The sequence below is a fragment of the Siminovitchia sp. FSL H7-0308 genome, assembly GCF_037980985.1.
Taxonomy (GTDB): domain Bacteria; phylum Bacillota; class Bacilli; order Bacillales; family Bacillaceae_C; genus Siminovitchia; species Siminovitchia thermophila.
The window spans coordinates 3063428-3083306 of sequence record NZ_CP150282.1; the positions used below are offsets into that span (position 1 = coordinate 3063428).

The 19879-nt window shown below is 42.1% G+C and carries 16 protein-coding genes, 1 pseudogene and 1 riboswitch; of the genes and pseudogenes, 4 read left to right on the forward strand and 13 right to left on the reverse strand.

Features of this window, described 5'->3' with window-relative positions; translation table 11 throughout:
* Positions 1-426 precede the first annotated feature (426 nt).
* Positions 427-612, forward strand: coding sequence for a DUF3173 domain-containing protein (locus MHB50_RS14595; protein WP_010097541.1), 186 nt, complete (start codon positions 427-429; stop codon positions 610-612).
* 38 nt (positions 613-650) lie between these two features.
* Positions 651-1862: a tyrosine-type recombinase/integrase gene (locus MHB50_RS14600; protein WP_332094247.1), complete on the forward strand. Its 1212-nt coding sequence runs from the start codon at positions 651-653 to the stop codon at positions 1860-1862.
* A gap of 56 nt (positions 1863-1918) precedes the next feature.
* Here MHB50_RS14600 and guaA read toward each other — a convergent pair whose 3' ends face one another.
* A complete protein-coding gene (guaA, locus tag MHB50_RS14605; RefSeq protein WP_340084027.1) occupies positions 1919-3472 on the reverse strand; it encodes a glutamine-hydrolyzing GMP synthase in 1554 nt (517 codons plus the stop codon).
* A 384-nt stretch (positions 3473-3856) separates the two neighbouring features.
* Positions 3857-5191, reverse strand: coding sequence for an NCS2 family permease (locus MHB50_RS14610; protein ID WP_339164462.1), 1335 nt, complete (start codon positions 5189-5191; stop codon positions 3857-3859).
* A gap of 350 nt (positions 5192-5541) precedes the next feature.
* Positions 5542-5643: riboswitch (purine riboswitch) on the reverse strand.
* 856 nt (positions 5644-6499) lie between these two features.
* Between MHB50_RS14610 and MHB50_RS14615 the strand changes: the two genes are divergently transcribed.
* A complete protein-coding gene (locus MHB50_RS14615) occupies positions 6500-7855 on the forward strand; it encodes an amino acid permease (RefSeq protein ID WP_340084028.1) in 1356 nt (451 codons plus the stop codon).
* Between the two features lie 226 nt (positions 7856-8081).
* Here MHB50_RS14615 and MHB50_RS14620 read toward each other — a convergent pair whose 3' ends face one another.
* From MHB50_RS14620 to MHB50_RS14660, 9 genes and pseudogenes are all read right to left on the reverse strand, one after another.
* Positions 8082-10271 (reverse strand): transglutaminase domain-containing protein, encoded by a 2190-nt coding sequence (locus MHB50_RS14620; protein ID WP_077113171.1) that lies wholly within the window; start codon positions 10269-10271, stop codon positions 8082-8084.
* A complete protein-coding gene (locus MHB50_RS14625; protein WP_077113170.1) occupies positions 10268-11467 on the reverse strand; it encodes a DUF58 domain-containing protein in 1200 nt (399 codons plus the stop codon). The genes MHB50_RS14620 and MHB50_RS14625 overlap by 4 nt, the downstream gene beginning before the upstream one ends.
* A gap of 1 nt (position 11468) precedes the next feature.
* Positions 11469-12425, reverse strand: coding sequence for a MoxR family ATPase (locus tag MHB50_RS14630; RefSeq protein WP_077113169.1), 957 nt, complete (start codon positions 12423-12425; stop codon positions 11469-11471).
* Positions 12426-12488: 63 nt separating this feature from the next.
* A complete protein-coding gene (gene nadE, locus MHB50_RS14635; protein WP_077113168.1) occupies positions 12489-13313 on the reverse strand; it encodes an ammonia-dependent NAD(+) synthetase in 825 nt (274 codons plus the stop codon).
* A 19-nt stretch (positions 13314-13332) separates the two neighbouring features.
* The gene (locus MHB50_RS14640; RefSeq protein ID WP_340084030.1) at positions 13333-14799 is read right to left on the reverse strand and encodes a nicotinate phosphoribosyltransferase; all 1467 of its coding nucleotides are present in this window, start codon (positions 14797-14799) and stop codon (positions 13333-13335) included.
* Between the two features lie 18 nt (positions 14800-14817).
* The gene (locus MHB50_RS14645) at positions 14818-15369 is read right to left on the reverse strand and encodes an isochorismatase family cysteine hydrolase (RefSeq protein WP_339164472.1); all 552 of its coding nucleotides are present in this window, start codon (positions 15367-15369) and stop codon (positions 14818-14820) included.
* A pseudogene (locus MHB50_RS14650) lies at positions 15362-16060 on the reverse strand (DNA alkylation repair protein). Before MHB50_RS14650 ends, MHB50_RS14645 begins: the two are co-directional and overlap by 8 nt.
* 10 nt (positions 16061-16070) lie before the next feature.
* Positions 16071-16385 carry a multidrug efflux SMR transporter gene (locus MHB50_RS14655; protein ID WP_339164475.1) on the reverse strand — a complete coding sequence of 105 codons (315 nt, stop codon included), beginning with the start codon at positions 16383-16385 and terminating at the stop codon, positions 16071-16073.
* Between the two features lies 1 nt (position 16386).
* Positions 16387-16737 carry a multidrug efflux SMR transporter gene (locus MHB50_RS14660; RefSeq protein WP_340084031.1) on the reverse strand — a complete coding sequence of 117 codons (351 nt, stop codon included), beginning with the start codon at positions 16735-16737 and terminating at the stop codon, positions 16387-16389.
* A 138-nt stretch (positions 16738-16875) separates the two neighbouring features.
* Here MHB50_RS14660 and MHB50_RS14665 point away from each other — a divergent pair, with 138 nt between their 5' ends.
* Entirely contained in the window at positions 16876-17145 is a 270-nt protein-coding gene (locus MHB50_RS14665) for an amphi-Trp domain-containing protein (RefSeq protein ID WP_339164479.1), read from the forward strand.
* Positions 17146-18106: 961 nt separating this feature from the next.
* Here the strand turns inward: MHB50_RS14665 and MHB50_RS14670 are convergent.
* Together MHB50_RS14670 and glaH are read right to left on the reverse strand one after the other, a co-directional pair.
* Positions 18107-18241, reverse strand: a complete 135-nt coding sequence (locus MHB50_RS14670) for a hypothetical protein (protein ID WP_268920954.1) — start codon at positions 18239-18241, stop codon at positions 18107-18109.
* A 234-nt stretch (positions 18242-18475) separates the two neighbouring features.
* Positions 18476-19408, reverse strand: a complete 933-nt coding sequence (gene glaH / locus MHB50_RS14675; RefSeq protein ID WP_077113162.1) for a glutarate dioxygenase GlaH — start codon at positions 19406-19408, stop codon at positions 18476-18478.
* Between the last annotated feature and the right edge of the window lie 471 nt (positions 19409-19879).

Here is a 19879-nt window from a genome sequence, read left to right on the forward strand (position 1 = left end):
AAAATCAGATACATTCTGCTGATGATAAGCAACCTGACAAGTACGCCAAGACTTCCAACATGGAACGAGCGAAATAATACGTTGTCTAAAACAATCGTGGTGGATTGCTGGCGATAACCCATCAGTCAGGATAATGATACTCCTCTATCGTCATGGTTCGAGCGTTTGAAGCGTCGCAAGCTATGAATAGGGCTGGAAGCAATACTTGCAGGGGTGAAATTCCCGTGGAGCTGTGACCAACAGCCGTCTGATTTTTGACTTTCAGTTTAACAAGATAAGTTACAGTAACTATTAAGTTATGAGAATAAGACCTTTTTTTTAGTGCAAGAGCCAAATTCACGCAACGTATTAGAATTAGTTTTATAGACGCGATATAATAATAGACAGATATCAAATGCATATCCTAGTCTATGGAAAGGAGTTTATATGGTCACAGTCACTAAAAAAGACTTGATAGCACTAGGTTATGGTCCTTCTTATTCAGCTGATATCATTAGAGAATGCAAAAAACTAATGATTTCAAAGGGCCACACGTATTATCAATCTAAAAAGTTGGATCGTGTTCCTAAAGAAGCTGTAGAGGAAGTATTAGGGATAACTTTAGACGTGTGATTTGTACTTCTTGCACTAATTGCGTAAGGAGTGAAATCATGACTAAAGATATCATCAAAAAGGCAAAGAACGGAACTTATTATTTTAGGGCAAATTTAGGCTATCATCCCATCACTGGTAAGCAAATCCAGAAGTACCGTAGTGGTTTTAAGACCAAAAAAGAAGCAAGGGAAGAATATTCTAAGTTACTACTAACAAAGTCAGACTCCTTAGAAGAAAAACAAGAGGACATTTTATTTCGACAGTTTATTGAAGATATTTTCTTACCTTGGTATAAAACACAAGTAAAAGGAAGAACGTACGATAATCGATTACCGACTGTAAGAAAACATTTCACTTTTTTTGATAACTTATTCACATCAGAAATTACCCCAATTCATGTTCAAAAATGGCAATTAGCATTATCTAAAAAGAAGTATCGTTCTTCTTATATTAGAAATGTTCAAGGGTTGTTTTCCATGGCAATGGATCGAGCTGTTGTTTTAGGTTTAACCGAAAGTAATCCATCGAAAATTGTTGGAAATGTAAAAAAGACAAAGACAAAAATAGATTTTTGGACAAAAGAAGAATTTGAAAAAGTCATCTCCCTTTTTTATAAGGAAGACTACTATCAACATTTTTTATTTATTTCATTGTGGCTTTTGTTTATGACAGGCATGCGAATTGGAGAAGCCACTGCGATTCAATGGGAAGATATTGACTTTGACAAAGGTTTGTTATCAATCAATAAAACACTTTACTATAAGAATTTAGATAACTATTCTTTTGTAGAACCAAAAACAAAAGCTAGTGTCCGTCATATTGCATTAGATGAGGATACATTAATGTTACTCCACGAATGGAAGGAAAAGCAGCAATCTATCGTCCAAACCAATTTTGTGATGAGCTATAATGGTATCCCTACACAAAAGCATACGTTAGCAAATGCCATTACACGTTATTCAAAAAAGGCTGGGGTTCATCGAATAAGATTACATGCTTTAAGACATTCTCACGCTTCTCTGCTTATTAGTATGGGAGAAAACCCATTAATTATTAAAGATCGCCTAGGACATGAAGATATTGAAACGACACTCGGCACCTATGGACATTTGTATCCAAACAGTAATTTTGAGGTCGCTCATAAACTAAAAGGTATATTGTCTTATCAAACTGCAACTGAAAATAAAGATACTTCTCCCAAAAATCAATTCACAGTTCAATATTTGCGTAAGGACTTAGAAACAAATAATGCAATAACAATGCAATGACAATAGGGAAAAGAGCCGAAACCCTTATAAACAAAGGGGTTTCCGCTCTCCTTCTACTACTCCCACTCAATCGTCGCTGGCGGTTTGCTCGTTATATCATAAACAACTCTGTTCACATGTTCCACTTCGTTGACGATCCGTGTGGAAATGATTTCGAGAACGTCCCAAGGTATTCGCGCCCAATCAGAGGTCATGCCGTCAATGGAGGTGACAGCTCTTATGCCGATTGTGTGGTCGTATGTGCGTCCATCTCCCATAACGCCCACGCTGCGAATGTTGGGCAGGACAGTGAAGTACTGCCAAATCTCTTTTTCAAGTCCGGCCTTTTTAACTTCTTCGCGCAAAATGTAATCTGATTCCCGGACGATTTCCAGTTTTTCTTCTGTAATTTCGCCCAGCACTCTGATGCCAAGGCCCGGTCCCGGGAATGGCTGGCGCCAAACAATTTCATCCGGAATGCCAAGTTCCGTTCCCAATGCGCGTACTTCATCTTTAAACAATGTGTTTAACGGCTCAATCAGTTTGAATTCCATATCTTCAGGCAATCCGCCGACATTATGATGTGATTTGATCGTTTGGGCCGTGGCTGTTCCACTTTCAATAATGTCTGTATATAGGGTTCCTTGGGCAAGGAACTCAATTCCTTGCAACTTTGTGGCTTCATCGTCAAATACATAAATAAATTCGTTGCCGATAATTTTCCGCTTCTGCTCTGGATCTGTAACACCTTTTAGTTTTGATAAAAATCTTTCTTTTGCATCAACCAAGATGACATTCATATGGAAGCCTTCACGGAAAGTTTTCATAACACTTTCTGCTTCACCTTTTCTGAGCAACCCGTGATCGACGAAAATACAAGTAAGTTGATCTCCGATTGCTTTATGAATCAGGACAGCCACAACGGAAGAATCAACACCGCCGCTCAGCGCGCATAAAACTTTTTTATCGCCCACTTCATTTCGTATTTTTTCAATTTCAACATCAATGAAGCTTTCCATCGTCCATTCGCCTTTACAGCGGCAAATCTCAAACACAAAGTTTTTTAATAGCTCGATGCCAAACTGCGTATGGCGAACTTCAGGATGGAATTGAACGCCGTATAATGCTTTCTCCTTATGGCTGATCGCTGCTATGGGGCAGGAAGGATTGACAGCATCAATCACAAAACCTTTTGGGGCTTCCTTGACTAAGTCCCCATGACTCATCCATACGGTTTGCTCCGTCGGCAAGTCTGTAAAGAGAGGAGCTCCTTCCCTTATTTCAACCTTTGCTTTGCCATATTCTCTTCCCTTTGCTTTTTCTACGACTCCGCCAAAGTGCTTCGTCATAAGCTGCATCCCATAGCAAATTCCCAGTACCGGTATACCCAATTCAAATATCCTTTCGTCACAGCGAAAAGCATTTTCCTCATAAACGCTATTGGGTCCCCCCGATAAAACAATCCCGCTTGGATTGATGGCTTTGATTTCCTCCATCGTAATGGAATGTGGATGAAGCTCGCTATATACACCAAACTCACGTATGCGACGAGTAATTAACTGATTGTACTGGCTTCCGAAATCTAATACCATGATCATTTCTTGATGTTGCAATTCTGTTTTTCCTGGCATGTAGGCACCCTCCATATCTAAAAGTCCTCCAACGTACAAACGGAGAAATACTATATGACACATCATATCATTAAAGTACCCTCCTGAAAAAGATCGTTCATGGGATAGACAATTTTTCCAATTTTTACACTTGAATTAACTTCATCATTCGATGTAATACGTAAGAAAGCGAACATTCCAATGTGTTTTCTTCCCTACAGGGGGACGCTTTTTCGCAGGTCTGCTTTCCCCTTCTCATCGCTTCGCTCTTGCGGGGTTTTCAGCCCAAGCTATTGCCGCAAGGGGCGCCGCCTTCCGTTCTGAATATATAATCAATCACTCAGATGGCACTATTTAAAAAAAGCTTGCAGAGAAGAAGCTCTCTTTTCCGCAAGCAACAAGCGATTAAATAATAAATATGAAATATAACACAAAGACGACGAAAAATCCGTACATAATAGGGTGAACTTCTTTTATCCTTCCTTTTACCAACATTGTGATCGGATAAAAAATAAAGCCAATACCGATCCCAGTCGCAATAGAATATGTCAATGGCATTGAGATGATTGTGAAAAAAGCAGGCACCGCGATCTCAAATTTCTTCCAATCAATTCCTCCAATTCCAGACACCATCAACACACCAACGATAATCAGAGCCGGAGCTGTAACAGACGCCGTGATCACTCCCAAGAGCGGATAGAAAAACAATGATAACAAGAATAAAATGGCTGTTACGATATTCGCAAAGCCAGTTCTGGCCCCGGCTGCAACCCCCGCAGACGATTCAACATAAGCTGTTGTGGTAGACGTACCCAATACTGCTCCCACGACTGTTGCCGAAGAATCGGCAAGCAAAGCTTTCCCCGCCCGTGGCAAGGTATTTCCTTTCATAAGACCTGCCTGTTGTGCCACACCAACGAGCGTGCCCGCTGTATCAAAAAAATCGACAAATAAAAAGGTCAAGATGACAACAAGCATTTGGAGCGTGAACACTTCGCCGGGGGAATTGAAAATCGGTTCTAGAGCCGCGCCAAATGTTGGTTCAATACTCGGTACAGGTCCCACCAGCCCGGTTGGTTTAGGTACAACCCCGGTAATCATGCCGATGATCCCGGTGATCAAAATCCCGAAGAAAATACCGCCATTTACGCCACGCGTCATTAAGATGACAGTAATCACAATACCGATAATGGCCAACAGGACATTCCCATCCCTTAAATCTCCCAAACCGACAAGGACAGCATCGTTACTCACAATAATTTTGGCGTTTTGCAAACCGACAAATGTGATAAATAAGCCGATTCCCGATCCAACCGCAATCTTTAATTCAGCCGGAATCGAGTTGATGATTTTTTCCCGTACACCCGACAACGTTAAAATCACAAAAATAATTCCCGAAAATAAAACTCCCGTCAAAGCGGTCTGCCACGGGATTCCCATTGTTAAAATAACTGTATAAGCAAAAAAGGCGTTCAGTCCCATTCCCGGTGCGAGCGCAATAGGATACTTGGCAAGCAAGCCCATCAATAAGGTCCCAAGTGCGGCCGCTACAGCGGTAGCCACAAATACGGCACCGTGATCCATTCGCAGTGCATCGGGTAAATCCTTCACCGTTTCAAGCGATAATGTGATCGGGTTTAAAATCAGGATATAAGCCATGGATAAAAACGTTGTCAGACCCCCGACAAATTCTCGCCGATAATTGGTGCCTAATTCATCGAATTTAAAATAATTTTTCACCTTAACTTTCCTCCATTGAATTTTATATAAAGCGATCTCTTAAAAGGCAGCCAATTTGTTCATATTTACCTCTTCTTCATACATTCCCCAATTTCTCCCAGAATAAAAGGCTCCGATATTGAAACTTCAATCAGTATGCTTTTTCCACTGATGATTAGTTGAACGAGTCTCGAGCTGTTTACTGGCTCTTGATCTCCCACCCGACCTCTTCGATATGCGAGCCTCACTGCCAGTGAATACCGGGATAAATAAATCCAAATAGAAAAACGCCTTAAGCGGCTACAGCTTAAAGGCGTTGACTGGTTAGGCGGGAAAAATGGGATGCGAAGATACAATAAATATCCCTCATTGACAATTCCCGTTTTTCACGTAGTCAAGCTATTTACGGTAGCTTGGTAGAGACTTGCGGGCCCTATTCCCGCTATTATACGATACAAAACGACATATTCTTTTCGGTTTTCACTTTATCAGTTGCGTCCACTTTCGTCAATACTTCCATTCCAATTTGTCATCCATTTTTCTCTCTTTTTATCGAAATTTTTCTCTATCTTGATAAAAACGAATCAAATCACCTATATTTTTTCGAAGTGAGGGCCACTTTCATAAAAGCCCTAATACATCCAATCATTTTGCGGTAACAACATTTCTTGATTCAGTCGACTATATTTATTACCCTCCCTTTCTTTAGAAACGCATTGTGCAAATTCCCCCTAAAGAAGGATCAAATATGTTACAATTATATTTTGATCTAGGGAAATATTTACTTCTTACATGTGATTGATGGTAAATGTTCACTCAAAAATCAATATTTGCCAGTTTTGCAACTTTTTGTTAGAGTTCCCAAACAAGTATTGTTACCATTGGTCCCAAATTTTAAAAAATATTTCACGAAAATTGTATAATAGAATATGGCTACAGCTAACTCTCTTTTTTTTGCTGTAGCTTCCTTCCATTGGCGAAGCCCTGCGAAACAGGACTCGAGTCGATATCTAGCCCTGAAATCCCATAGAATGACCTTTATGTCAAACGGGTATGGATTTTATGTTATTATTTGTTAAAATTAATAACAATTGAGTCTTCCTTGAAGAAAAATACTATGATATTAGCGAAAAGAGAAATATACCTATTTTCTTTGCCTTTGCGGGTAAAGTAACAAAAAGGAGGGTAACTGTTTTCCTTCTTGATCTGAAATGAAATTTTGTCGACATGAATGTAATCGCTTCACAAAAGCGGGATCGCTGAAATGGTTTTACATCCGGAAAACTGGAACAATTTTACAAATGCTAAATAGTTAGAGAGGTACATCACATGCAGCAGGAAAATCTATCAAGAGGTTTAAAAAACAGGCACGTACAATTAATTGCCATAGGTGGGGCCATCGGAACGGGATTATTTCTTGGAGCAGGGAAATCGATCCATTTGGCGGGGCCGTCTATTTTATTCGCTTATCTGATTACAGGCATCATTTGCTTTTTAATCATGCGTTCACTGGGAGAGATCCTTTTAAGCAATTTAAACTATCATTCTTTTGTTGACTTCGTACAAGACTATTTTGGTGATGCGGCAGCTTTTATCACCGGGTGGACTTATTGGTTCAGTTGGGTATCTATTGCAATGGCTGATTTGACAGCGGTTGGTATTTATATACAATATTGGTTCCCCAGTGTGCCCCAGTGGATACCGGGCTTCATTACATTGATTTTGTTGTTGGTGATGAACCTGGCCTCCGTAAAACTTTTTGGGGAAATGGAATTTTGGTTTGCGTTAATCAAAGTCATTGCCATCTTGGCGTTAATTGTGGTCGGTATTTTTATGATCGTGAAAGGTTTTTCCACTGATGCAGGTCCGGCCAGTTTCACTAATCTATGGAGTCACGGGGGCATGTTCCCGAATGGCATGACCGGTTTTGTCCTTTCATTTCAAATGGTCATGTTTGCGTTTGCAGGGATTGAACTTGTAGGACTCACTGCAGGTGAAACAGAAAACCCGGAAAAGGTTATCCCGAAAGCAATCAATAATATTCCCATTCGAATAATCATTTTTTACATCGGCGCACTACTGGTGATCATGAGTATATATCCGTGGACGACCGTTAACCCGGCAGAAAGCCCATTTGTCCAAGTCTTTGCGGCGGTTGGTATTACGGCAGCTGCAAGCATTATCAACTTTGTCGTTCTGACATCAGCTGCATCGGCTTGTAACAGCGCCATTTTTAGTACGAGCCGGATGGTCTATTCACTTGCAAAAAATCAACAGGCGCCTCAAACATTTAAAAAACTGACATCCCATAAAGTGCCTTCCAATGCCTTGTTTTTTTCGGCTGGTATTGTACTGATTGTCGTTATTTTGAATTATGTCATGCCGGAAGGAGTATTTACGCTGATCACAAGCGTTTCCACCTTTTGCTTCATCTTTATTTGGGGAATTACCGTACTTGCCCATTTAAAATATCGCAAAACAAGGCCGGAATTAGCCAAAGCGAGTAAGTTTAGAATGCCGCTTTTTCCATTTGCCAATTACCTGATCCTTGCTTTCTTCGGATTTATTTTAGTAGTGCTTGCACTCGGGGAAGACACACGGATCGCCTTGTTTGTAACGCCGGTGTGGTTCATTCTCTTATTTGTCATATATAAAATCCGGGGAATGAAAATGAAGGATGCGTGACAAATGGAACAGAAGGAGTTAGCGAAGAAATAAGAGGACATTCTATTAAATGCCGGGGTGGTCTAACCACTAGCCCCGGCGCCAACGGGATCGCTATCATCATCGGAATGCCGTCTATACCAAGCCTGTTCAAATAAGGACAGGCTCTTTCTTCGTATTGATAGCCTCTCTTTTCTAATGTACTCCAGTTCTTTTTGATTCCAAGCCCAACTGCTGTATGTTTAGATTAATTCGATGACATCTCCCCGCCGCTCGCCTTTTCCATGAGCGTTTTCCAGAGCGCTTTTTCTTCACTGGTGAGGGTAGATGCGTCATCTCCCCGGTAAATGATGCGTTCATACGCTTGCGTTAATTGGCTCATTTCCTTGGTTTGAAGTTGCCGGTCGATATAGGCCGCATATTCACGCAATGTTTGGCCCGTTTTCCTTTGAAAGCCGCGTTTGTCCAACCGCTTTAGCAACAGCTCGTATGCTTCTATAAAAGTTCCGTCATCATTTTTCTCATTTTTATTTGCAAAAGGACGTTTTCTTCTACTATAAAAGATCGCAAATCCTAAGCCCATAACAACTAATAACAGGGCGCCACTCCAAATCCATTTGGAAAGCCCGATTCCCGTAAAATTGGAAGTGTTGGAAGGTTCTTTTTCTTCAATAACTTCCTTTGTCTCTTTTTCTTCCTTCTCAGCCTCTTTTTCGGGGGGCGCAGCCGGATCGGTCTGGCTTGCTTGAGATTGGGCTTCGTCGAATACATAAGATGAAGGATTGTTAAATCCTTTTGTCGGTTCAAATGGAACCCATCCCAAACCCGGAAAGTAAACTTCCACCCACGAATGGGCCTCATTGTTTGTTACTTGGTAAATTCTGTATTCTCCATCAGCCGCTTCGCGGTAGTTCCCAGGCGCGTAGCCTTTCGCCCATCTAGCCGGAATTCCAATCGAACGCAGCATTGTTACCATGGAGCTAGAGAAATTATCACAATATCCCCTTTTCGTATCAAACAAAAATTGTTCTACATAATCCTCATCACCGGTTGGAATGGCGACGCGGGTTTGGTCATAGGAAAAATCACCCGATTGGAAGTGGCGCTCTATGGCTTTTGCCTTGTCAAACCAATTATCTTCCTCTTTCGTTATTTCAACAGCCAGCTCCTTAACACGTTCTGGAAACGCTGCGGGAAGCTGCGTATATCTTTTTTGCAGCTGGTTATATTGCTCACCGTCCGGCAAACCAGTTGTCCCTCGCAACTTCTTCATGCTGTATGCGGCTTTCTCGTATGTGACTGTATATTCTTTCAAGCGGGCTTCCGTACCATCACTTGTGTGTGAATTTATCTTGTCAAGAACCGGATCATATTGAAGAAAACCATTCCCTTCATTGCCTGTTACCGATACAAACCCGTAAGGTCTGACGATATGTGGATATTGGATTTCAAATTGGAAGCTTGCTTTTGTCAATTCTCCCTCGTTGCGCATGTGCTCATCCATTAAAAATGTTTCTCCATATTCGAATCGCTTCATTGGAGCAGATTGTTCCGAAGTAATCCAGCCTTTTCCAGTGTATACATCTTTCGTTTCAATCTTCCAATACTGCCTGCTCGAAGATGTCACTTCGAATACGACCCGATCATCACTGATAAACGGTCCGCCCAATTGGGAGTCGTCTACTCCGTAGCCGATTTTGGAGATACCGGGATTTGCCGTCTTATCCGTAGTCGATTTGGATTTGATATACGGTACAGGATCCGGCCAAACTGGGGCTGCTTTAGGTGAAATATAACCTGCCAATACACTGAGTATAATCATGGAGGTTAAAGGAAACATCCATTGTTTCATTAATCCGGATGCATCTTTAATCTGTTCTTTTTCCAACACACGCTGAAAAAAAAGAATTCCGAGAAGTGCGAAACCAATGATAACAATACGCACAATGGCCCGGTTCGCTTCATATTCGGTAAAAGTATCCAGGAGAGCGACATAAAAAATCGTCATCATGTAAAAAATGAAAATTCTCTTTCTGATTGTCAGCCAAAAGCGAAGCAAATAAGTAATTTGCCATAACAATAGAAAAAATAATAGACTGCGAAATCCGGGCGATAATTCGGTCCAGTTTTTGGAAGCAAGCAACGATATATTTAACTGGATTTCCGTACCGAAACGAGGAAGCCAGACAACGATGGGCTCATTCGCTTCCCGAAAGATAAGGTACAGGAAAATAAGGATAAAACCTGACTTTACCGGCCAGCTAATAAACCATGGTGTTCCCAAGAAAATCAAGATGATGGAAAACACAACGAAAATGATGAAGTAATGAATTTGGCTTGTTTTTGTAATTTGTTCCAATGGCAAAAGCCATTCCCAAAGAAGCAAAAAACCAAATACATAAAGCAGTAGTTTCATATATGTCCGATCCTTATTCATGCTTCTTTCTCCCCCGATAAATCGGCTTTTATCTCTCGATCATATAATCTTTCAATGTGCATACCTCGTTGCAGCGCTTCCTGAATCAACACTTTCTCTTGCGGTGCCGCGGCTTTCGCTTGAGCAAGGAAAATAACAACATTTCGCTTCCTTCTTACTAGCATTTCTGCCTGTTCCAATAAAGAGCTTGTCAGTGAGGCCGCAATAAAAATCACACTTCCGTTGTGTTGAAACAGTTTCGCCTCTTCTACCATTTCTTCCATGACATTTTTAAATTGAGGCCGCGCTTTCGCCAAGACATATAATATATTCATAAAATGCCGTTCGCCGCCATTCACCGGGAGATATGATGTTTCGCCCCCCGGCAAATACAAGCCTGCCTGTCCCCCGCTCTCAAGTATGGACCTTGCGGCAGAGGCTGTAAATTCAACCATTTTCTCAAAGTGGTCGGCAATGCTGCAATCAAGCACGAATAGCGGATCATTGGACCTTTTGACCTCAAATTCTTTCGCCATGATGTCATTTGTCCTTGCTGTCGCCTTCCAATCAATCCATGAAAATCGGTCCCCGGGCTGATATTCCCTGATTCCGGCCACAAGAGAGGCATCCTTATGATATTGGAATCTTCCTGATCCCATTCCACGCTCCAGCGCCCGTTTAAACGGTTCATGGATAAAAGGATTCAACTTGGGATAGACAAGGATCGTTTTCGGAACAGAAATGGATGTTTCTTTTTCCAAAAAACCGAAAAGGTCTCCGGTTTTAAAACGGACAGAATGAAACATATGCTCTCCACGGGGAATACGGGTAATCTCGTAACGAATCGTCAACCGCCTGCTAAACCCGGGAAAAAGCATCTGTTTATGACCATTGACGGAAGCAACATCTTCGATGATTAAAAAAAGCAGAGGAAAAGGAAATGTTCTTGTTGCAGTGATGGTTACTCGTACATTATTTCCGGCGTAAAGCCGTTCAGAGGAAAGATCCCTCTTCACATCAAATCGTAATGGAAAGGCATTCAGCAAAAGCGAATAGACAGCCACAGGCAAAAAGCTGAAAAACAAAAACCAGCTGACAAACCCGCCTTGAAACATGGCATAGGAGAAAATAAGGGCAAGCAATAGGATGATAAGGAAAAATCCGGAAAGTCTTTTCAATGTTGCCATAATTGGAATTTTGGAACTTCTTGTTTTCATCTTATTTTACAGCCCTTTTTACCGGTATATCAACCGACTTCACCAATTCGCCTATAAGGGATTCGGCTGAAACCCCACGGTACTTGGCTTCGGATTGCAAAAGGATGCGATGGGAGAAAACATATGGAGCAAGGTACTGGACATCATCCGGGATAATAAAGTCGCGCCCTGAAATAAATGCGTATGCCTGTGCCGCTTTTAGCAAGGCGATTGATCCGCGGGGGCTGATTCCGAGGAATATGTCCGGATGAGACCGCGTCTTGATGGCCAAATCAACGATATATTGTTTAATCGTTTCTTCCGCAAATATATCTTTCACCTGGCGCTGCAAATGTCTTAATTCCTCCAGGCTGATAACCGGTTCCAGGTAGTCGATTGGCGGGACTTTTTGTACTCTCGTCAACAGTTCTACTTCTTCATTTGCTTCCGGGTATCCCATTTTCAGTTTCAATAAAAACCGGTCTAATTGGGCTTCGGGAAGCGGGTATGTTCCTTCGTATTCTACTGGGTTTTGTGTTGCCATCACAAAAAACGGTTTTTCCATATGGAGTGTCGCGCCGTCAATCGTCACACTTTTTTCTTCCATTGCTTCAAGCAAGGCAGATTGGGTTTTAGGCGAAGTCCGATTGATTTCATCGGCTAAAACAATATTTCCCACGATTGGTCCGGGCCGAAAAGAAAACGCCATTTCTTTCGGGTTGTAAATCGATACGCCAAGTACATCGGAAGGCAATAAATCCGGAGTGAATTGAATGCGTTTAAAGTCGGCATCAACGGATTTCGCCAACGCTTTGACGAGCATCGTTTTCCCTAACCCGGGTACATCCTCCAGCAGCACATGGCCTTCCGCCAGGAGCGCAACGATACTGAGCCGAGCTACTTCTGTTTTTCCAATAATGACCTTTTCTATGTTTTGAATCACTTTTTTCACTTGCTGCTGAGAAATCTCGGTCGTCAATGAATACACCTGCCGATCCTATCATATTTTACATGGTGGAATGGAAGGGGACTGAACCGCCCCCTATTTCCAAAAGTCATCAAATACATGTGCCGGCAAATGCCGTTTATGCATTGATTTGCGGTATAAAGCCTCTATCGTATTTTTAGCCTGCGGGGAAACCTGCTTCCCTTCCAAATAGTCATCGATATCCTCATATGACACGCCAAGCGCCACCTCATCCGGCAAGAGCGGCCGGGCATCCTCCAGGTCTGCGGTTGGGATTTTATTGTACAAATGTTCCGGACAGCCCAGCTCTTTCAGAAGCATTCTTCCCTGCCTTTTATTTAACCTGAATATAGGAACGAGATCGGCTGCGCCGTCTCCATGCTTTGTAAAAAACCCCGTAATCGCTTCTGCTCCATGATCAGTGCCGAGAACGACACAGTTATGCATTGCCGCGATGCTATACTGGGCCTTCATCCGTTCCCTCGCTTTTTCATTTCCTTTTGTGAAGTCGGAAATCTTCACCCCCGCCTTTTCAAGGGAAGCCACACTTGCGTCAACGGCAGGCTTTATATCCACTGTATAAGTCACGCTCGGCTTAATAAATGCCAGCGCGTCATCTACATCGCTTGCATCTTTTTGTACGCCATAAGGCAGCCGGACAGCAATAAATTTATATTTTTTCACATCACGCTCCTCGTTCAGCTCGTCAACCGCCATCTGGGCCAGTTTCCCGACTAATGTCGAATCTTGTCCGCCAGATATACCGAGTACAAATCCGTTAAAAAAAGGATGAGCTTTCATATACTCTTTCATAAAGTCGATGCTGATGCGGATTTCTTCCTGTGGATCGATCCGGGACTTTACCTTTAATTCTTTGATGATTTGTTGTTGTAAACTCACGGCGCATGTCCCCTTTCTTCTATTTTCTCAAACGGTCAATCTTTTCTTTGACCGCTTCGATATTCCTCATTTTATTATCCCAGCAATCCTGACTGAGGTCGACTGGATATTCTTCAGGATTTAGCGAACGCCGATACTCTGCCCACAAGAGATCAAGGTTTTCCCTGGCAAACGCCTGAATGTCTTGAAGGCCCGGCAAATCATATACCAGCTCTCCGTCTACAAATATTTCATGAAGTAATTGTTTTGCATTAAAATCTGTTACCAATTTACTAATAAACGTATGAACAGGATGAAACATTTTCAGTTGTTTTTCTTCTTCCGGCTTTTCATCCCATAAGGTGATATAATCACCCTCTGACTTATGATTTAACCGATTAATGATCCGGTAAACCTTTTTACGGCCCGGGGTGGTTACTTTTTCGGCGTTACTCGATATTTTAATCGTATCCTCCCATTCTCCGAACTCATTCTCGATGGCGACCATTTTATATACCGCCCCAAGCGCAGGCTGATCATAAGCAGTAATGAGTTTCGTGCCGATTCCCCAGGAGTCGATTTTTGCTCCTTGTGCTTTCAAGTGGAAAATCGTATATTCATCCAAATCACTTGACGCATAAATTTTGGCGTCCGGAAATCCTGCCACATCCAGCATTTTCCTCGCTTCTTTTGATAAAAAGGCCATGTCCCCGCTGTCGAGGCGGATTCCTTTAAATTGAATCCTGTCACCAAATTCTTTCGCCACCCGGATCGCCGCCGGAACGCCGGATCTCAATGTATCATATGTATCAACGAGAAACACGCAGTCCCGATGACTTTCCGCATATTTTTTAAATGCGGTATAATCATCTTGATACGCTTGGACCATGGAATGGGCATGCGTCCCGGCAACAGGCATACCGAACAATTTGCCGGCCCTTACATTGCTAGTGGCATCGAAACCGCCAATAAAAGCTGCGCGTGTTCCCCATAAAGCGGCGTCCATTTCCTGTGCTCTCCTTGAACCAAACTCCAGCGCCACTTCATCCCCGACCACTTCTTTTATTCGGGAAGCCTTAGTGGCAATCAATGTTTGATAATTCACGATGTTCAGGAGTGCGGTTTCAATGAGCTGCGCTTCGGCAAGCGGTGCCTCCACTTGCAAGATGGGCTCATTGCCAAATACAAGCTCTCCTTCCTTCATGGAACGAACCGTCCCTGAAAAACGAAGGTTCGCCAAATAGTCGATAAATTCCCCATTATAATCGAGATCATCCCGCAAATATCGCAAATCGCTTTCGCTGAAATGAAAATTCCGCAAATAATGAATCGCTTTTTCCAATCCGGCAAAAATGGCATAACCGTTTGCAAACGGCAATTTTCTAAAATATAATTCAAATACTGCTTTTCTTTCGTGGATTCCATCTTGCCAATAGGTTTTCGCCATATTAATTTGATATAAATCTGTATGCAGCGCCAGGCTGTCGTCGTTTTCATGAAATCTCATGCGCCTTTACTCCCTTTCTCAGACTACTCTTGCCCCAAGTGTGTTTGTAAAATGGGTCAATGCCCAGTTGTGGCCCGTCTCATTAAAGCTTGCCACCGCATTCTTATGAATAACCATTTGAAACCCTTTGTTAAAGGCGTCCACCGCTGTATGCAACACACATATATCGGTACAGACCCCACAAATATGAACTTCTTCAATTGCCCGCTCACGCAGTTTTATTTCAAGGTCCGTTCCCGCAAACGCACTGTACCTTGTTTTATCCAGATAATATAAGTTTGGGCTATTTTTTTGCTGCTCGTACAAATCTTTCAAACCGCCGTAAAATTCCCGCCCGCTTGTACCTGCAATATTATGTGGAGGGAAAAGCGCCGTCTCAGGATGCAAGTCATCTCCCTCTTCATGTTTATCAACCGCAAAAACGACAAAATCACCATTTTCCAAAAACTGTTTTGTTAAGCCAACAATTGCCTTTTCAATATCCCGCCCTGGCCTCCCGCAAGTAAGCTTGCCGTCTTCAGCCACAAAGTCATATGTATAATCGACATTTAGCAACGCCTTTTTAGCCATCCATATTCCTCCCTTTTCTTTGCATATATTTTAAGCCTTCTCTTTTTGCCAGGTTAGACAATGGATGACTTTCTATAAAATGCAGGACACTGGCAGGGCTGCTTTTTGAGTACTCTCTGAGCGACCAGCCAATCGCTTTTTGAATAAAAAATTGCTCTATATGCATCGTGCGCTTAATATTGGCAAACAGCAATGTTTCATCCGTCTTTTCTTTATACTTTAATTGAAAGAGGATCATGGTCCGCTGAAGCCACATATGATCGGAAGTTAGCCATTTCTCGCCTCTTGATTCGATTAGTTCGGGATGTTTGAAAAATAACGTGCCAACCAAGTGGCTGGCAATGGTATCAACAGTGTCCCACCACGGCTTCTTTATAATCAAATATTCAATCAAATCTATATGGGATGCATCCAATTGTTGCTGTTTTTTGCCAAGTATGTCCAAGGCAATATTTTGAAACTCTTTTTCCGGAAGCTCCCACAATTTTAAAATAAAAGGTTTACATTCATCCATTGTCATGTCATGAAACAATTAAATAAAATTCTTTGTGAGATTCCTTCTTTCTGGCGATCTTAATCCAATGAAGGAAAATAGCCCTTGCATATACCTTTCCATCTTTACGGCATTTTCTTGATTGTGATGTTGTCGCAACCATTCAACCATTGATTGAAACCTTACATCATCCATCATTGCTCCCCCCTCATTCAATCGCTTTTAACCCGATTGCGCCAGCAATGATGAAGCTCAAAAATAACATGCGTTTCCACCCTGCCGACTCTTTAAAAAAGAGGATACCCATTATGACAGCGCCTGCCGCTCCCAATCCCGTCCAGATTGCATACGCCGTACCGAGCGGAATGTCCTTCATCGCCAATGCCAAAAAATAAAACCCGAAGCCAAAGGTGAAAATAATGGCAAGCAGCCATCCGATACTTTTTTTCTGATTATACATATTGATGCTCATAACACCAAAAATTTCTCCGAAACTTGCAATAATGAGATACACCCATGCCAAATCAATCTCCTCCATCTGAAGGGTTTTTCGACACTTCACGCTTCTCGTCTGTCGTCATTTTAATTCCCACTACTCCTATAATAATGAAAGCGATAAAAATAAGTTTTATAAAGGTGAAGTCTGCGCTAAAAACGATAAAATCAATCAAGACAATGGCAGCTGCCCCGGAACCTGTAAAAACGGCATAGACCGTTCCAGATGGCAGTTTTTCACATGCTTTAATGACAAAATAGAAGCTGAAAATAATCATCACAATTGTCCCGGTCCATTCCCAAAATGTTTCCGAGTACCTTAGACCAATGACCCAAAATACTTCAACAATAGCCGCAAAGAGAACATATAACCAAGCCATCCGATTCTCCTTCCACCCTCTTTCACGTATATTTTAGCACATCGTGGGAAACATCCCTATAAAATCACAACTTTTAGAGGAACTTTTACTTTTTTGTGGAAGAATAGTAATAAGCGATATCAGAAAGGAGGATGGATCATGAACAACAGAAACCAAACAAACAGACTGATCAGTTATAAAGAAAAAATGGGAAGAGAACAGGCAGCATCGCTCCTCCAAACCATTGCAACAAAATTAAAAGAAGAGGGGTCTTTTACGCTCCACCAAGGAGAACAGGCACAAAAAGTGGAACCGGGAGAATTCGTCACCGTAGAAATTGAACTCGAAGAAAGAAATGGAAAGTATGAATTTGAATTCGAATTAGAATGGCATGAAGGAGAACAAAACAAGCCCTTAAAAATTGACTGAGCAACATAGCGGTTACTCAAGGAAAGCTTTCTTAATCCCGCGGATGATATGACGGGTATCCGCGGGATTTCTCCTTATACGCGGGTATTTTTCTCTATACGCGGGTATTATCCTCTATACGCGGGTATTTCTCTCTATACGCGGGTATTTCTCTATACGCGGGTATTTCTCTCTATACGCGGGTATTATCCTCTATACGCGGGTATTCGCGGGTATTTCTCTCTATACGCGGGTATTTCTCTCTATACGCGGGTATTTCTCTATACGTGGGTATTTTTTTCTATCCGCGGGTATTTCTCTCTATACGCGGGTATTATCCTCTATACGCGGGTATTTTTCTCTATACGCGGGTATTCTCCTCTATACGCGGGTATTTCTCTCTATACGCGGGTATTTTCCTCCATGCGCGGGTATTTCTCTATACGCGGGTATTTCTCTCTATACGCGGGTATTTTCCTCTATACGCGGGTATTTTTCTCTATGCGCGGGTATTTCTCTATACGCGGGTATTTCTCTCTATACGCGGGTATTTTCCTCTATACGCGGGATTTCTCTCTATACGCGGGTATTTTTCTCTATACGCGGGTATTCTCCTCTATACGCGGGTATTTTCCTCTATACGCGGGTATTTCTCTATACGCGGGTATTTCTCTCTATACGCGGGTATTCTCCTCTATACGCGGGTATTTCTCTCTATACGCGGGTATTTCTCTCTATACGCGGGGATTTCTCTCTATACGCGGGTATTTTTCTCTATACGCGGGTATTCTTCCTCTATACGCGGGTATTCTCCTCTATACGCGGGTATTTTCCTCTATACGCGGGTATTTTTCTCTATACGCGGGTATTTCTCTATACGCGGGTATTTCTCTCCATGCGCGGGTATTTCTCTCCACGCGCGGGTATTCTCCTCTATACGCGGGTATGACCTCCTCATACACGGGTATTTCGGCTCACCCTCTTATCCACGCTTGTCCGCGAGTTTTGTGCTCAACTTGTTAGTCCAAAGCGGGAGGGCGTTCATCGCAAGCGGCTTTCCTACATATTTTATCTTCCAGCTTAGGAAGCCGCTTGCCGCGCGTTTTACTCCGCTCATGATTTTACCGCCAAATCACAAATAGTCGTCTGTCGACCAGTTTTGCATAGTGCAATGTCCGAACGGCACCATCATACTTGAGCGCGTACGATGAACCGGAAATGGTGACTGGGTTTGCGATTTCTTCTCTTGGATTCACTTGGATCTATATGGATTATGTTCTCTGTCTATAAAAAAAGCACCCTGCAAAGGGTGCATACAAAATGGTAGAGGTTATTTCCAAATGAGATTGATTTACTCTAAGAAACGTCCACGTTGACGCATCAATTCACGATTTAAGTTTGGATCTTTTTCAAATGCCGCACGGCCGTGCAACCAGAACAAGTTGTTGACGACAACGAGGTCGCCTACTGGAAGTTCCAATTCAATGACGCTCTCATCGCTTTCCATGGAAGCAGAAAGTTCTTCCAAGTATTTAGCTTGATCAATTGTTTCTGGATAAACAAATTGGTCGATAAAGCAGATGCAAGGTTTGTCATTCTTTTTAAAGAATGTTGCACGATTAACTTCTTGTGAAACGTTTTTGCTTGGTGGAGCTTTGTACAAGAATTTATGGCTTCCAAGCGGATTGTTGGCAAATTTATCAAGCTCTTTCCAATCATCCAAGTGAAGAAGTCTTGATTCACCGCCACGCGCGTTTTCTTCAATCATTTTCATCATGAGCAACCAGTCAGTTGGCTCATCAACGAATGTTCCGTCAGTATGGAGCGTAAAGAGACGGTATGCTTGACGCAGGTAAGAGTCACTATTATCAGTGTCTTTTACTGTAAAACGCGCATAATATTTTCCGGACATGGCGTCAAAGTTGGGCTGTCCAAGTAGATGTGTAATCGCTGTTGCAAAAATCACATACTCATCTGTGTTTTCAGTTACACCTTCCAAACCGAGTGTAAATCCGCCTGTTTCGCGGTCGTGAACAATTCCTCTAAGCGTTTCGCCGAGATCTTCTCCCACGAAATCTTGAAGAAGAGAAGATACGATCAAGCGCTGGTATGGTGTGTACTCAAGGCTTTGGACAGAGATGTTTTTCTCTTCCACTGCCGCTAAAAACTTGGCAATCGCTTCTTTGTTAACTGTGATGTGGAACAAACGGTTTGACTGCGGATGAGGCTTTACCTCATAACCGGCTGTTTTCTTTACGAATTTGCTTTCTGTTGCAACTCCCATGAAAATATTCCTCCTGTAAAAATTTTATCAGTAAAAACGGGTTTGACAGAAAACGTAAAAAGCCAGTTGTCGAACAACCTTTCCAAATAGAAAGGCTTACATTCGAACAACTGGCTTATATTCACTTCACCGCTCTATGGAAGTAGAGTCACAGTGAATATTGCAGTTTTGCTTATTTTACTTTCCCTGTCGTTTGTGTACAATCTATACTATTCACGATTTTGAAAAGGCATTTTTCAAAAGGTGAATATGTTTAAAATAATTCTTATCTAAAGAATATCACCGAGTGTCTGCGGTGTCAACAAATTTGTCAAATTTTTTTCGAAATTGTTTCATATTCTCTGAGAATACAAACCGTCCCATCTTATTCAATGAAGTTTCACTTTATCCCGCATGTAAGGTGCCGTAAAACTCCCACTTCAAAATCTTGAGTGAATACAAAAGGGCTAAGTGGGAGTAAACGGCACCTAA

What these genes read in the sequence shown, in the direction of transcription:
- MHB50_RS14615 (WP_340084028.1), top strand. Translation starts at nt 6,500, where the DNA reads ATGCAGCAGGAAAATCTATCAAGAGGTTTAAAAAACAGGCACGTACAA.
- MHB50_RS14595 (WP_010097541.1), top strand. Translation starts at nt 427, where the DNA reads ATGGTCACAGTCACTAAAAAAGACTTGATAGCACTAGGTTATGGTCCT.
- MHB50_RS14625 (WP_077113170.1), bottom strand. Translation starts at nt 11,467, where the DNA reads ATGAAAACAAGAAGTTCCAAAATTCCAATTATGGCAACATTGAAAAGA.
- MHB50_RS14620 (WP_077113171.1), bottom strand. Translation starts at nt 10,271, where the DNA reads ATGAATAAGGATCGGACATATATGAAACTACTGCTTTATGTATTTGGT.
- MHB50_RS14645 (WP_339164472.1), bottom strand. Translation starts at nt 15,369, where the DNA reads ATGGCTAAAAAGGCGTTGCTAAATGTCGATTATACATATGACTTTGTG.
- MHB50_RS14665 (WP_339164479.1), top strand. Translation starts at nt 16,876, where the DNA reads ATGAACAACAGAAACCAAACAAACAGACTGATCAGTTATAAAGAAAAA.
- MHB50_RS14640 (WP_340084030.1), bottom strand. Translation starts at nt 14,799, where the DNA reads ATGAGATTTCATGAAAACGACGACAGCCTGGCGCTGCATACAGATTTA.
- MHB50_RS14600 (WP_332094247.1), top strand. Translation starts at nt 651, where the DNA reads ATGACTAAAGATATCATCAAAAAGGCAAAGAACGGAACTTATTATTTT.
- guaA (WP_340084027.1), bottom strand. Translation starts at nt 3,472, where the DNA reads ATGCCAGGAAAAACAGAATTGCAACATCAAGAAATGATCATGGTATTA.
- MHB50_RS14660 (WP_340084031.1), bottom strand. Translation starts at nt 16,737, where the DNA reads ATGGCTTGGTTATATGTTCTCTTTGCGGCTATTGTTGAAGTATTTTGG.
- glaH (WP_077113162.1), bottom strand. Translation starts at nt 19,408, where the DNA reads ATGGGAGTTGCAACAGAAAGCAAATTCGTAAAGAAAACAGCCGGTTAT.
- MHB50_RS14670 (WP_268920954.1), bottom strand. Translation starts at nt 18,241, where the DNA reads ATGAGCGGAGTAAAACGCGCGGCAAGCGGCTTCCTAAGCTGGAAGATA.